Origin of the sequence: Scytonema sp. HK-05, assembly GCF_963872035.1 — a bacterium.
Lineage (GTDB): Bacteria > Cyanobacteriota > Cyanobacteriia > Cyanobacteriales > Nostocaceae > Kalymmatonema.
Window position 1 is genome coordinate 12607 of the sequence record NZ_CAWMYC010000111.1, and the last position, 12829, is coordinate 25435.

At 41.6% G+C, this 12829-nt stretch carries 12 protein-coding genes; 5 read left to right on the forward strand and 7 right to left on the reverse strand.

What is annotated here, in order from left to right:
• Positions 1 to 100: 100 nt before the first annotated feature.
• The 3 genes from AACT52_RS21660 to AACT52_RS21670 all read right to left on the reverse strand — a co-directional run bounded on the left by AACT52_RS21660 (position 101) and on the right by AACT52_RS21670 (position 3280).
• Positions 101 to 997, reverse strand: a complete 897-nt coding sequence (locus tag AACT52_RS21660) for a PRC-barrel domain-containing protein (RefSeq protein WP_073633318.1) — start codon at positions 995 to 997, stop codon at positions 101 to 103.
• A 241-nt stretch (positions 998 to 1238) separates the two neighbouring features.
• A complete protein-coding gene (locus AACT52_RS21665) occupies positions 1239 to 2147 on the reverse strand; it encodes a DUF2382 domain-containing protein (protein WP_073633319.1) in 909 nt (302 codons plus the stop codon).
• Positions 2148 to 2437: 290 nt separating this feature from the next.
• Entirely contained in the window at positions 2438 to 3280 is an 843-nt protein-coding gene (locus AACT52_RS21670) for a DUF2382 domain-containing protein (RefSeq protein WP_073633320.1), read from the reverse strand.
• A 354-nt stretch (positions 3281 to 3634) separates the two neighbouring features.
• Here AACT52_RS21670 and AACT52_RS21675 point away from each other — a divergent pair, with 354 nt between their 5' ends.
• A complete protein-coding gene (locus tag AACT52_RS21675) occupies positions 3635 to 4267 on the forward strand; it encodes a bifunctional 4-hydroxy-2-oxoglutarate aldolase/2-dehydro-3-deoxy-phosphogluconate aldolase (RefSeq protein ID WP_073633321.1) in 633 nt (210 codons plus the stop codon).
• Here AACT52_RS21675 and AACT52_RS21680 read toward each other — a convergent pair.
• On the reverse strand, positions 4260 to 5663 hold the full coding sequence (locus AACT52_RS21680) for a WD40 repeat domain-containing protein (protein WP_073633322.1): 1404 nt from the start codon (positions 5661 to 5663) through the stop codon (positions 4260 to 4262). The genes AACT52_RS21675 and AACT52_RS21680 overlap by 8 nt on opposite strands.
• 44 nt (positions 5664 to 5707) lie before the next feature.
• Entirely contained in the window at positions 5708 to 6271 is a 564-nt protein-coding gene (locus AACT52_RS21685) for a ferric reductase-like transmembrane domain-containing protein (RefSeq protein ID WP_073633323.1), read from the reverse strand.
• A 978-nt stretch (positions 6272 to 7249) separates the two neighbouring features.
• On the opposite strand from AACT52_RS21685, the gene AACT52_RS21690 reads away from it, so the two are divergent.
• Positions 7250 to 7762: a L,D-transpeptidase gene (locus AACT52_RS21690; RefSeq protein ID WP_073633325.1), complete on the forward strand. Its 513-nt coding sequence runs from the start codon at positions 7250 to 7252 to the stop codon at positions 7760 to 7762.
• A gap of 302 nt (positions 7763 to 8064) precedes the next feature.
• On the opposite strand, the gene AACT52_RS21695 is transcribed toward AACT52_RS21690, so the two are convergent.
• A complete protein-coding gene (locus tag AACT52_RS21695; RefSeq protein WP_073633326.1) occupies positions 8065 to 9663 on the reverse strand; it encodes an Hsp70 family protein in 1599 nt (532 codons plus the stop codon).
• Between the two features lie 206 nt (positions 9664 to 9869).
• Here AACT52_RS21695 and AACT52_RS21700 point away from each other — a divergent pair, with 206 nt between their 5' ends.
• A complete protein-coding gene (locus AACT52_RS21700; RefSeq protein WP_073633327.1) occupies positions 9870 to 10142 on the forward strand; it encodes a hypothetical protein in 273 nt (90 codons plus the stop codon).
• Between the two features lie 9 nt (positions 10143 to 10151).
• Positions 10152 to 10499 (forward strand): hypothetical protein, encoded by a 348-nt coding sequence (locus tag AACT52_RS21705; RefSeq protein WP_073633328.1) that lies wholly within the window; start codon positions 10152 to 10154, stop codon positions 10497 to 10499.
• Positions 10500 to 10600: 101 nt separating this feature from the next.
• Here AACT52_RS21705 and uvsE read toward each other — a convergent pair whose 3' ends face one another.
• Positions 10601 to 11569 (reverse strand): UV DNA damage repair endonuclease UvsE, encoded by a 969-nt coding sequence (gene uvsE / locus AACT52_RS21710; protein ID WP_083630473.1) that lies wholly within the window; start codon positions 11567 to 11569, stop codon positions 10601 to 10603.
• A gap of 517 nt (positions 11570 to 12086) precedes the next feature.
• Here uvsE and AACT52_RS21715 point away from each other — a divergent pair.
• On the forward strand, positions 12087 to 12305 hold the full coding sequence (locus tag AACT52_RS21715; protein ID WP_041041516.1) for a hypothetical protein: 219 nt from the start codon (positions 12087 to 12089) through the stop codon (positions 12303 to 12305).
• Positions 12306 to 12829: the final 524 nt, after the last annotated feature.

Consider the following 12829-nt stretch of genomic DNA (forward strand, 5'->3'; position numbering starts at 1 on the left):
CGCAAAAGTAGAGACGCGCCATGGCGCGTCTCTACAGTTTTGTGTCTTTACACGAAATTTAAATTTAGGGAGAGCAATTGTGTTGCCTACGCGGCTGTTATTACTCTTTTGATGTGCGAGCAAACCACTCCTGGTATGTTTTCTGGTGTTCTTCATCTTCTACCAGAATTGTGACTCGCACCGCTTTGCATCCATGATTTCGCTCAAGGGCGATCGCATTTAAAAGTAAACTAGCTATTTTAGGAGAGCTAAATTCACCACTCACGGTTAAACCGCCATCAAAATTAGCAAATGCAGCTGTTTCTCCTTCACTCACCCCTTCTGGCGTTTGGGCTTGAGTCAAATCAATACCAGAAATTTGTTCTTGTCCCAAATCTATTTCTGCAAGCTGTTTGCGTTCTGGGCTAACTTGTTCTACTATCAGTTTCTCCCGCCTGATGGGAACTTGTACTATTTCAGTTTCAATTTCTTTACGGACAATTACCTCGCCAATTTTACGCTTGGTGCGGTCAATGACTAATCGTTCTCCTAGCAAACGAATAATTTCTTCTACTGAATCTATGTGGATATCGGTAGCATTTGCTACTGCTGAATTGAGCGCTGAGTCTTGTGTATTTGCTTCTGGAGTGTTTGAATTTTGTTCCATTTCACTGACTTGGCTTTCTCTTTGTATATATTCAGGTAAATATTCTATTTGTTCTATTTGTGATTTATCCACGTTTATAAAAATTTGTTTAATTTGTGAATCAATTTTTTCAACTACCTTACTACTTAATAGAAACAATTGATCCTTTACCTGATTATCCGAGTCAGATACCACAAAGTTTAACTGACGATTGCCATCTATGATTAAATCTTGAACCTCACCTACTACCTGACCTTGCCTATCAATGACAGCATAATTTTTCACTTTTGCCCTCAAGCTTTCCAGCAAGGCGCTAATTCTTGTGATTTTACTTGCTTTTTCATTGGTTATAGGAAATGTTTTGTAAGTCATTGTTAGCACTTAGTAACTGCTTACCCTAAAATTCTAAAATAATTTATCCATTTATTTATAAATAAATGGGAAATAGAGACGCGTAAGCCTTGCTCTACTGTTAGGTGAGGCAATTGCGCGTCTCTACATTGATGAAAGTGAACTAAAAGGCTCTTCGAGTTCTTTTAGAAAGGACTTTTGCTCTCAGCCGCACAAATTTGTCTATTTGCGGGCGGCTGATCAGGCAACTACAAAGTTTGATTTAGCGTTCATCAATGGGAAGACCAGGAGCATCCACATCCAATTCTTCACGGCGAATTGTTTCTTGAGCCTCAACTGTGTCGTGGTCTACGACTTTCCGCACTCTGACTTCTTCACGCACAAATGCTTCTTTGCGAACGTCAGCTGTTTCTTCGTAGATTTCCACACGAGCAACTTCTCCTTCACGGAAGTTAGCTTCGCCAGGAGCAACTGCTCTACCAGCATCGGCTGGAGTGACTCGCTCAACAACGACTCGTTCTTTTTCTACTGGAACCGTAACTCGCGCAGTTTCAGTTTCAATATGCTTGCCAATAGCTACTTCTCCAGCTTTTTGGCGTCTCTTATTGGCAATTAGCCGTTCTTCGTATAGTTTCAGGGTTTGATTATTCTGCTCGTTCAATTGGAACAGAGACGGCTCGTGGTCGTAATTGTAGGTATTACGGTCGTAAGTGGAAGTTGTTGCTGCTGGATAAGCTGCACCCGCCAAAGGAGCCGATGCTTCTAGAGGAGCTGATGCTTCCAGAGAAGCTGATGTATCTACAGGTCGGTTTCCGGGGGTGCGATAGACACCGCGTACGCGCTCTTCGTAATCGTAATCAACGGTATCACGCTCGTTGAACTCAGGTAAATTTTCAGCTTGTTCTCTGGTCAACCCAAGCGCAAAAACACGATCAAGGTTATAGTCGATGCGAGAACGACCAACTGGTAAAAGAACTTTCTTACCAAAAATCCAGAAACCTAAGTCAACAACTAGATAGCGGAAACGACCTTCTTCATCTACCAAAACATCACTAACTGTACCAATTTTTTCGTCGTTTCCTTCTGTGTAGACACCTAGCCCCTTGACATCAGTACCTTGAAAACTATCTTTGTAGTTTGGATCGAAATCTGCAATTTTGTGTAAAGGCATGCTATTTTCCCCTCAAAGTATTTGTATCTCCTATCAACTACTTTAAAGAATTTCGCGACTATACTCCATCTCCCTAACGAATGAGTTAAATGATATTATTAATGCTCAAGAGTCGTAGTTTTTTTTGATTTTTGTATAGTTCATCTTTTCTTCACTTTTTCATAGTTCTTTCACTAACTTCAAATGTTTTTTACATCAAAAAGAAACACAGGCAAAAGATGTATATTTCCCCCTTTTGCCTGTATTATTTTACAGTAAAATTTTAATTGAGATTTTTTTTGCTAAGCAATTTAAACAGGATCATTTGGAGTCGTATCAACTCGATTTATGGGCAAATCCCCTTCAGTGTTAATATCTAACTCTTCCCGACGAATTGTTTCTTGTGCTTCAACTGTATCGTGATCAACCACTTTTCTGACCCGGACTTCCTCACGCACAAACGCCTCTTTGTGAATTTCAGGCGTTTCTTCATAGATTTCTATGCGTGCTATTTCCCCTTCTTGAAAGTGAAGTTCGCTGGGATTAACTGCTGCCCCTGCATCTGTTGGATTAACTCGTTCAATAACAACTCGCTCTCTTTCAATTGGTACTGAAACTCGTGCTGTTTCTGTTTCAATGTGCTTACCAACTGCTACTTCCCCTGTCTTCACACGGCTTTTGCTGGTCACGAGGCGTTCTTCATACAGTTTGAAAGTTTGATGGTTCTCGTCATTCAAATTGTACAAGGATGCATCTTGTTGATAATTGTACGTATCGCGATTGTGAGCAACGTCACTTGATATTGGACGATACGCGCCGCGTACCTGCTCTTCATAATCGTAATCAACGGTTATGTTGTCTCTGTACTCAGGCAAACGTTGCACTTGCTCTTTGCTGAGCCCATCAACATAAACGCGGTGCTGATTATAATCGATACGGGAAAGACCAATCGGTAATAATATTCTTTTATCAGAAGAATCGTATTGAGTGTCTATAACCAGATAGCGAAAACGACCATCTGGATCAACTAGCACATCGGCAACTGAGCCAATTTTTACTCCGCCTTCTGTATATAAATCTAAAGCCCTGATATCGTCACCACCAAAAGTTTCTCTATAGTTTGGGTCAAAGTCTGCAAGTTTGTAGAGAGGCATAATTTTGTCTTTACATTTAAGAACATCTATTCTTTAGAGTAGAAAATAGATTTGATGCTTGCCATCTCGCTGGCGACTTAATTTATGTAATTAATTATCAGTCATGAGTCATCATTCTTTAGTTGGGAGACTATTGACGGAAGAGTAAATAACTCAATATATACTTATAAAGATATAATTTCACTTGGGTTGAGCTTCTGATTCTTTTCATTCAATCTCTCTATGGTAGGATGTGAAAACTTAGTCAATCATTATTAAGACAGAGATAAGATTTCCAAAAGGTAGAGAAGTTCAGACTATTGTGATTGAGACTACCAATTCAAAATTTAAACTCTAAAAGAAAACCTGAGAAAAATGTCTGGTCAATCTTGGTTATCACAGCTTAAAGAACACAAAATTATTGCAGTTGTCCGCGCCCCAGAAGTGTCATTGACACGCCAATTGGCTTTAGCTGTGGCATCTGGAGGAATGCAGTTAATTGAAATTACTTGGAATAGTGCTGGTGCGACTGAATTGATCGCGCAACTCAGGGTAGAATTACCTAACTGTACAATTGGAACAGGTACGCTGCTCAATCTACAGCAAATGCGGGAAGCCATTGCTGCGGGGGCACAATTTCTCTTCACTCCCCACGTTGATCCAGTGATGATTAAAGCAGCAGTCGATATAGGCGTACCTATCATACCAGGAGCCCTCTCCCCAACAGAAATGGTTACGGCTTGGTCTAGTGGCGCAACCTGTGTCAAGGTGTTTCCCGTGGAAGCGGTGGGAGGGGTAAGGTATATAAAAAGTTTGCGAGGACCTTTGGGTCATATTCCCTTAATTCCGACAGGGGGTGTGACTTTAGAAAATGCCAAGGAATTTTTACAAGCAGGGGCAGCAGCAGTTGGTTTGAGTAGTCAGTTGTTTCCCAAAGAGTTTGTAGAGACTGGAAATTGGGAGGCGATCGCTCAAAAAGCACAAAACCTGATCCAAACAATTAGTTAGTCGTGTTATATCCTCGCCAAGGGCTGACTTGAAGTATGCCTTGCTTGGTAAACACCACCTTAAAATGAACAATCGCTTCCCTAGTTGCTGGTCGTCTTTTCACTAGCTTGTAGAGTAAGTCATTCTTCGTTGTTTGTTTACTTAATTGACCACCATTTGAGTTGACTAACTGATAACCTAAAATTGCTCCATCAAAGCCTACACCAACACGGTAAACTAAATTTTCCTCACCTCGCCCCCGTTCTTGCCAAGCTGTATTCGCTTGGTTATAAACTTTTTGAGTCAAAGGATAAAACAGGGTGGAATCTGTACTCTCAGGTTGCTGAGTCAGAACCGCTGCTAATTCTGAAGCCGAAAGCGGCGTACTCATAACTGCTTTTGAAGGCACTTGCCAAATCTTAATAGTTTCGTCTGCACTGCCACTAGCGAGGGTATGATCTTGAGGATTAAAAGTTACAGACCAAACGGCTTTATTATGCCCTACAAAAGTCCTAATTAACTGCCGTGTTTGGGTATTCCACAACTTAATTGTCCGGTCATAACTACCACTTGCAATCTGCTTACCATCTGGACTGAAAGCCACAGACCAAACTGCATTCTGGTGTCCAGAAAGAGTGTGCAGCAACTCTGCTGTTTGGGTATTCCACAACTTAATTGTCCGGTCATAACTACCACTTGCAATCTGCTTGCCATCTGGACTGAAGGCAACAGACCAAACGGCTTTGTCATGCGCTGCCAAAGGTGTTTTTAACTTACCCGTTTTGAGGTGCCAAATCATAATTTTGCCGTCTTCATTGCCACTGGCAAGAAACTGTCCATCTGGGCTAATCGCTACGGTTTTCACTGGGCTTTCTTGTTGCAATGTGCGTATCACCTCCCCAGTCTCCACATTCCACAGCTTGATTGTCTTATCCCAACTGCCGCTTGCTAAAATCTTTTCATCTGGGCTAATGGCAACAGATTCAACTTCGTCTAAATGTCCTAACAAAGTGCGAATAAGTTTGCGAGTTTTGAGATTCCACAACTTAATATTGTTATCCCAACTGCCACTGACAAGCAGACGCCCATCAGAACTAATGGCGACGGACTCAACTGCATCGCTATGACCTTTGATAGTTTTAAGTAATTCGCCAGTTTGCAGATTCCAAATTTTCAGAGTCCCATCGTAGCTACCACTGACTAAAGTTTTGCCATCCGGGCTTATTGCTGTTGCATATACCCAAATTGAATTCCCTTTAAGAGTGCGAATAGGTTGAGTAGTTAGCAAAGATTGAGAGGTTGGTGCAAGCTTATTTGGTAGTGAAGATAATTTCCAGCAACTCAACCCAAAAACAGCGGCTGTTGTAGTGATTACAAATCCTACTAAAATTTTCCAAGAACTTTGCTTTAACACCATAAAAAATGTTCCTTTTTTGGAATCAGTGCTGTACTTGGTGGTTACTATTGAACTTTTGCTGGTAGTTGTTCTTTGCTTGCTTTTTCCTTACTTCTTTTTTGTTTACTTTGTCTTTCCATCCAAAAGCGGATAAGAAATACAATTGTTATTCCGCAAATAGCAACAATTCCAACAGGTGTTAAATATGTCCAATGACCTGACATTTTGTCCCAAATATGCCAGGTTAAAAGAAACATGGCAAAGTAAGTCAGTTTATGCAATTGCTTCCAGTTTTTCTTGAGCTTTTTTACACTCCAATCGTTAGATGTAATAGCTAAAAGTGTAAAAATCGTGAAAGTGCCTACTCCTTGGACATAAATCAAAAATGTCTTTAAGTCAAAAAAATCAATATTTCTTTTTATCACTAATAGATAGGCATGAGCCAAAGCAAAGAAGAACGCCAAAATTCCTGTAAGACGGCGCTGTTTTAGAAGCCATTGAGGAATTCCAGTCTCTTTTGTGCGAGGGAAAACAATTCTCAGTATTGTGGGCAGTAATGTGACAATGTAGCTGAATAATGCTAAAAATCCCAGAATATTAGCCTGTGTTGGTAGATCCAATGTCAACATGATTAATCTCTCATTTGCTAATTGATTAACAGCGAGTGATGCAGCTATGGTTCTCTAACCCACGACACAGACAAGAAATCAGCATGGACTGCGTGCGTGACGTCCGGGTGTTGGGGTTGTGCCAATAGTCACAACAATGATGTCGGAATCGGCTAAATCTTCGTAGCGATTGGAGGGAATGACATCCATTTCCTCTAACAACGGAATGGCATCATTAATATCCCAAGCTTGTCCTTCGGCTTTGGATAAGTTGCGATCAAACCTCGCTTTTTAACAGTCTGAGCAACAAAGGAATCAAGAACGGTCTACCTTTGAGATGGTTTGCTGCCGACGGTAAGTCATGCTTCACCCTCAACTGAACTATATTATTCAATTTCATTCGAGTTGAAACCAGTCAAGATTAGCTAGTTAACATTCAACTTAGGCATGAGAAATGAAGTGAACCCAGAGTTGGTTGTCTCCGTAAAACAATTGCGGGATTTCCTTGCACGAACCATTCTTTGATTTCCTCAAAGTTGTTGTGGCACGATATTATGAGCTAGCTCAACCTTGAAGTGGTTCACAGATTGATTTGTTTTGCACAGGTAAACCGATTTGTCGTAGGCACAATGAATCTTTCTCCAACGATTCTATGAAGGAAAGACAGCCTTTTTCAACGGATTTGTTTCTAATATTTTCATCTGTACCCAAAAACATTACACCCAACCACAATACCTGAAATCATTCAACTTGATTTTGTTCGCAAATTACTTTCGCGAACCATTCCACCTTCTCCACATCCCGTGAAAAGTCAGGGCTAATGACAGGTTCCACCTTAATAAGCGTGCCATTCGGCTTATAACTCCAAGCAGATATTATCGCTGGTGCTTCCATTAGGATGAAATCAGACAAAACGCCGCCATGTAGTAGCAATAAACTGGGAAGTATAGGAGAAAGCGAAAACTTTCCCCAAACCGCTGTTATTTGAGTATATATGCTATGAAAAGCCTGATTTTTCCTATATGGATGCGTCCTGTGAAACTATTGCTCACTGGGACGGCACTGACCTTGAATATTTTTTTTGCTGCTTCAAATGAGGTTTGGGCGCAATCCAAAAGCCAGATAATTAAAGAACAAGTAGAGGCGCTACAAAAATCCGATCAGCGTTGGATTCAAATTGACCTTTCAGACCAACGCTTAGTTGCTTGGGAAGGAGGCAAACGTCTTTATGCAATCATGGTTTCCACAGGTAAGAAATCCACCCCAACTCTCACTGGTGTTTTTCAAATTCAATCCAAGCTCAAGTCTGCTCGAATGCAGGGTACTGACTATGATATTCCCGACGTTCCACATACTATGTATTACAGTGGAAGCTATGCAATTCACGGTGCATATTGGCATCAAAAATTTGGCACACCGATTAGCCACGGTTGTGTCAATCTGCCTCCCAAGCAGGCTAAGCGGCTATTTAACTGGGCGTCTATAGGAACACCAGTGGTGGTGCAAAGGTAGGTCAAAACAATTCAAAATTCAAAATTCAAAATTCAAAAATAATACTTCATGGCTAAAGCCAAGGGCTTGTATCCCAACTGTTAATTCAAAATTTTTTTCTTAAATTTTGAACGAGCCAATTCGCGAATTTTGAATTCAAAAAACGGTCATGGGTTATGGCGGTTCGGCGGTTGAGTCAAGTACAGCAGCACACACCTAACCCCCAACCCCCTTCCCTACGAGGGAAGGGGGCTATTTCCCCTCCCCTTTTAGGGGAGAGGTCAATTTGTACTGGTGTAGTAAGCGCTCACTACAAGCCATGTTTAACTCAACTGCGCCACGAGTTGATTCTCCAACAACGTTTCACTCGTCAATAAGTCCTCAACCGTGATTCGCAAAAAGCGTTGCTCATCGATTTGAAAGCGGACTTTGACGCGATCGCTCCCCGGAAATCCAGGCGGTGTCAGTTGAGCAATACTTCTTGCACCATCTTTATCGTTGAGGGATTTGACGTTTGTTTGCCCGGTGGCGATTGAGCGAGTAATCAGGCGATCGCCATCAAAATAAACTTCGGTACCGCCTGTATCTGCTCCCAATTCCCCCATAATTAATTCAATACTCGGCTGACTCTCCACAGAAGCGCCCAAAACTAACTCTACAGGCTGACTCATCGGGTAAGGTTGCCCGGCTTTAATGATAGGATGCCAGTTGTGGCATTTGTTGCGGCGGTCCCAGTAGCGGATACCGTAGCTATGGTAAAGAAAATCTTTCAGTTCCACACCTTGAGCAAGCTGCAAAGCACCTTGGGCGATCGCTTCAAAAGGACGCTCGCAACGAATTTTTTCTGGTTCAAAATACTGCTTCACCCATGTTTGGACGGCTGGAAGTTGCACAGTTCCACCGACGAGTAAAACAGCATTAATATCTGAAACTTCTATTCCCTGGCGTCGTGCTTGCTGCAATAGCGAACTCATCGACTCATCAAGTTGTTCAAAAAACGAGTGTTCTTTGAGGATACTTTCTAGGCTATCGCGGTTGAGTTCTAACTCATAACTTTCAAATGTTTCATCGTTGAAATAAACTTCACTCGCTTGGGTTTGGCTTGAAAGCTGAATCTTTACCCTTTCCGCCAGTCGCGTTGTCAAGGGACTAGCCACCAACCCTTGGGTTTTGGCAAAGTAATCAACCAGCCAATTATCAATATCAGTACCACCCAAATTTTGCCCAGCTTTCGCCAGTACACGAGCGGTTTTTACCTTTTGCTTAGAGTCTTCGGCTAAGGACTTATTCCCCCACTTGAGAAGAAACCCTAAAGGCTTTTGAGTGCTTTGCACGCTTTTATCCAGGCGCACCAGCGACAAATCTAACGTTCCGCCGCCAAAGTCAATCACCAAGAGAATTTCTTGATCTGCCATCCCATAACCTAAAGCAGCAGCTGTTGGTTCATCCAACATCCGCACTTGTTCAACGCTTAGGGTTTGGCAAACTTGTCCTAGCCAGTGACGATAAGCTTCAAAGCTGTCTACAGGTACCGTTAACACCAGAGACTCTATTCCCCCTTGCATTGGTGCCAATTGCTCAATAACTTGCGAGAGGAACCATTGCCCTACTTGCTCAAAGGTGATATTTTGTCCATCTATCTCAGGTAAGAAACCTTGGATGTCTGCACCAATACCGCGTTTGAAACTGCGGAAAAATCGTGGGTCGTTTTTCAGGTCAAGACCGCGATCGCGCACCTGTTGTCCCACCAACACTTGCCCCTTGGAGGCGTCTTCAACATAAACCAAGCTGGGAATCAGTGGGGGATTGAGACTTTGTTGAATCGATAAACCAGGTATGTTGAGAGTTTCTGGTTGTTGGGTAACCGGGTTCCAGCGAGCGATGACTGTGTTGCTCGTACCAAAATCTATTGCTATTGCCATAATTTTTAATCATCTCACGCAAAGATGCAAAGCGTGAGATTATTTTCCCATTAGCCAATGTATTTTTAAGAGCGCAGTTATGCCGACAGCAGTTTTCCCACGACTACGCCCTTATGATAATTGAGCAAAAAAAGTCAATGCTCGAGAGTAGGATTTTTTTTCTAAAATCTATATGTAAAGATCATAACAAAGCTAGATGGTGTGCTATGCCTGCTAGCAAAATATCATTACAAGCTATGCAAGAAAATCAACAACAGCCCGAGATGCCACAACAGGCAGCTTGTACTGATGAAATATTGGCTGCTTTTGAGGAGATAAAGTTTTTACGCGAGCAGGTAGAGTTTTTGGGTGAGTTGGTAGAGAGTCAAAAGCTATATTTGCAGCACAAAGAGAACCAACTGCAAGAGCTAGAGCAAGAATTGCAGATGACAAACGAAGAGTTGTTTACTGCACTCAGTTTAGACGCAAGTTGCCCCTGAAGGGGCAACTTGCGTCTAAAAAATTTAGCAGGCTTAACACTCTTTGAGGCGAAGGAACTAGCTAAGACAATTTTGAAAAGTGAAAAATTGAAGAGTGAGTCTGTAGCTGAGCTGCTCACTATTATTTATGGCGAAAAAGTTAAACCAGAAGAATTGCAACAGACAGACAGGTTAAGTCTTCAAAGAAATCCTTTAAAAAAGGATATTGCTCATAAGAAATCAAAGGATTTAGAGAAGTCGTCGCAGAAACGTATAGAAAGATCTAACAAGCATATCCAGGAAACCAGGGAACTCTTGGAAAAATCAAAAAAGTGCCTAGTACACTGCGGCGTAAGTTTAGGCAGGGTCAACATTTAAGGATACTGTTAATATTTCCGGTCTAAATAACCCTATCCGAATTTACGCCCTGGACTACTAGAGACAATCAAATCGCCCTCAGACAGCGAAGATTAGGGAATTTATTGCAGCCACCAAGAGCGCAAATGGGCGATCGCTTCTTCCTTATGTTTGGCTTCGACTTCTATCCAAGGCGCTTCTCGGTAAACACTCGGCATCGCGGTGATTAAATCGCTGTGTTTTCTGTCTTGGAAAGCTTCTTCACCGTTGGAAATATGAACCAACTGCCACTCAGGCTTATCCCAAGTTTCTCGTGCAGCATAAAACATTTCCGCCACACTCGGATCATCGTAACTCTCTAAATTTTCATGGCAGGCATGGTGATGGGCATCAAAGACCAATGGTATGCCAGCGCGTTGGCAAACTTCTAAAATTTCATTGGCACCGTAGGCATGTTCGTCATTTTCCAAAGTCAAGCGGCTTTTGATATTTTCTGGCAATTCTGAAATCACGCGCACCAGTTGATCTGGGCGTTGGGATTTACCACCATGAATATTCATCAATGACCAAGACGAACGTGGTAAACCTAGTAAGTCTAATGTGCGGGCGTGGCGATCTAAAATTTTCATACTAGCTTCCACCACTTGTGGTGAATCAGAACTCAGCACCACGTATTGGTCTGGATGTAGTACCATTCTGATGCCCAATCTTTCTGCCCTTTGCCCGATTTTGGCTAAATCTGCGCTCATCTTCTCTAAAACACTTGCGCCGACTTCGTCCTCCCAGTCACTCATGGGGAACAAATTAGAAGTCATCCGATAAAGCCGCAGTGAGTTCCGCACACAAAAAGTTAACGCCAAATCCAAGCGCTGTAAGTTATCACGATAAAGTACTTTCAGCGCAGTTTCCCGTTGGTTCTCTGGCAGTTCTAAGTAGCGCGTGCGCGTTATTGTCCGGAAGCGCACCTCTTTGGAAAATGTAATGCAAACCAGCCCTAAGTACGGTGGGGCAGTTTTTTCCAACTGCTGTGCATTAGGTGAATTGTTAGTTGCAATCCCTGATAGGGATTTAGACTCCCGCACTGCTGACATATTACATATCACTATTACGCCACTTCTTTGATTTAACTCATTTCTACCCTTGAGTAGTGAGTATCTAAAGGCAGAACTCAATGCAAACGCATCTCATTGCTACAAAATACAGTCAAAGTTGAGCATCTTTGTCCTTCCGGTTCCTGAGAACACACAAGACAATGTCGTAGAAGTATATCTGGCTACAGAAAGATTTATTAGTAAAAGTAAAGATTTCTTAAATTAAATATAAAGTTTTTTACAAAAATTATTCACTTAGGTCTGAAAAATCTCTTGACAAAAAGCACTCAAAGATAAATTTCCAAAACAGGAATGTCAAATTCTCCATATGTATCTTTTGGCGGTGATGTCAAGTACCTTAAATATTTATTAATATAGTAAAGAAATTTAATCTTTAGCAGTCAGAGCCAAAAAAGTTATCAGATGCGGAAACTATCGCACCAAAAATTTACCAGTAGCGAGCATCCGCCGCTGGTGCATCCTTTAACCATCAGATTCTTCAACAACGGAGAAAATCATGAATAACCAGCAACAGTCAGACTCTAATCAATTTGTGGGAAATCTAAAGAATGGAATTTGGGTGTTTGGCATTTCATCTTGGGTATTTGGTATAACTGATCGCAGCATTGCTTCGTTTTCCGATGGCTATCTGTCTGCGTTGGATCTAACGCAACTCTTTACCGCTGCAACTTTCTTTGTGGCTTGGTTATTTCTCAAGCCCACATCTAAGGCATAATTCCATTTTTGATGTTTGATGGAATGCAAATGTAGCAGTCATAAAACCAAATAGTAAGATACGAGGACAATAGTCCTGATTGGCGCTAGTTTTCTAAAAAATTGGAAGATTGAGTATCTGAAACAAAGCACTTTTTACGGCAATGGAGGGTGCGCCAAAGGTGTGTTTATTTCCTTGCATTTGCAAAAATCGGGGGAATTTCGAGAAATCTAAAAATTCCCCCGATTTTTTAAGTATATTTAAGGGGATTTAGGGGAAAGGAGCAGCTTCCTGTCATATTGTGGCACATAGGAAAAAAATTTCAACTTCTTCCGTAAAGATTCACCCTGCCGCTGTATTTACTTAAAGCAACTTAAAAACTTTTCAATAATGAATTATAAATTAAGAAATTAAGTTTTTTAGATTTGCGGTCAAAAATTTGCTTTTGGCGAGGTAGCGAGAGGATAATTAAGTGCAAGCTAGACTTTCCGAGAATCAATTAGTTTTCATAACCGCCCAAAACCGAAATAATCTAAAAATTTTCA

Excerpts from the sequence above, each read along its gene's own strand:
- AACT52_RS21685 (WP_073633323.1), bottom strand. The coding sequence starts at position 6,271 with ATGTTGACATTGGATCTACCAACACAGGCTAATATTCTGGGATTTTTA.
- AACT52_RS21670 (WP_073633320.1), bottom strand. The coding sequence starts at position 3,280 with ATGCCTCTCTACAAACTTGCAGACTTTGACCCAAACTATAGAGAAACT.
- AACT52_RS21715 (WP_041041516.1), top strand. The coding sequence starts at position 12,087 with ATGAATAACCAGCAACAGTCAGACTCTAATCAATTTGTGGGAAATCTA.
- uvsE (WP_083630473.1), bottom strand. The coding sequence starts at position 11,569 with ATGTCAGCAGTGCGGGAGTCTAAATCCCTATCAGGGATTGCAACTAAC.
- AACT52_RS21660 (WP_073633318.1), bottom strand. The coding sequence starts at position 997 with ATGACTTACAAAACATTTCCTATAACCAATGAAAAAGCAAGTAAAATC.
- AACT52_RS21675 (WP_073633321.1), top strand. The coding sequence starts at position 3,635 with ATGTCTGGTCAATCTTGGTTATCACAGCTTAAAGAACACAAAATTATT.
- AACT52_RS21690 (WP_073633325.1), top strand. The coding sequence starts at position 7,250 with ATGAAAAGCCTGATTTTTCCTATATGGATGCGTCCTGTGAAACTATTG.
- AACT52_RS21680 (WP_073633322.1), bottom strand. The coding sequence starts at position 5,663 with ATGGTGTTAAAGCAAAGTTCTTGGAAAATTTTAGTAGGATTTGTAATC.
- AACT52_RS21665 (WP_073633319.1), bottom strand. The coding sequence starts at position 2,147 with ATGCCTTTACACAAAATTGCAGATTTCGATCCAAACTACAAAGATAGT.
- AACT52_RS21695 (WP_073633326.1), bottom strand. The coding sequence starts at position 9,663 with ATGGCAATAGCAATAGATTTTGGTACGAGCAACACAGTCATCGCTCGC.
- AACT52_RS21700 (WP_073633327.1), top strand. The coding sequence starts at position 9,870 with ATGCCTGCTAGCAAAATATCATTACAAGCTATGCAAGAAAATCAACAA.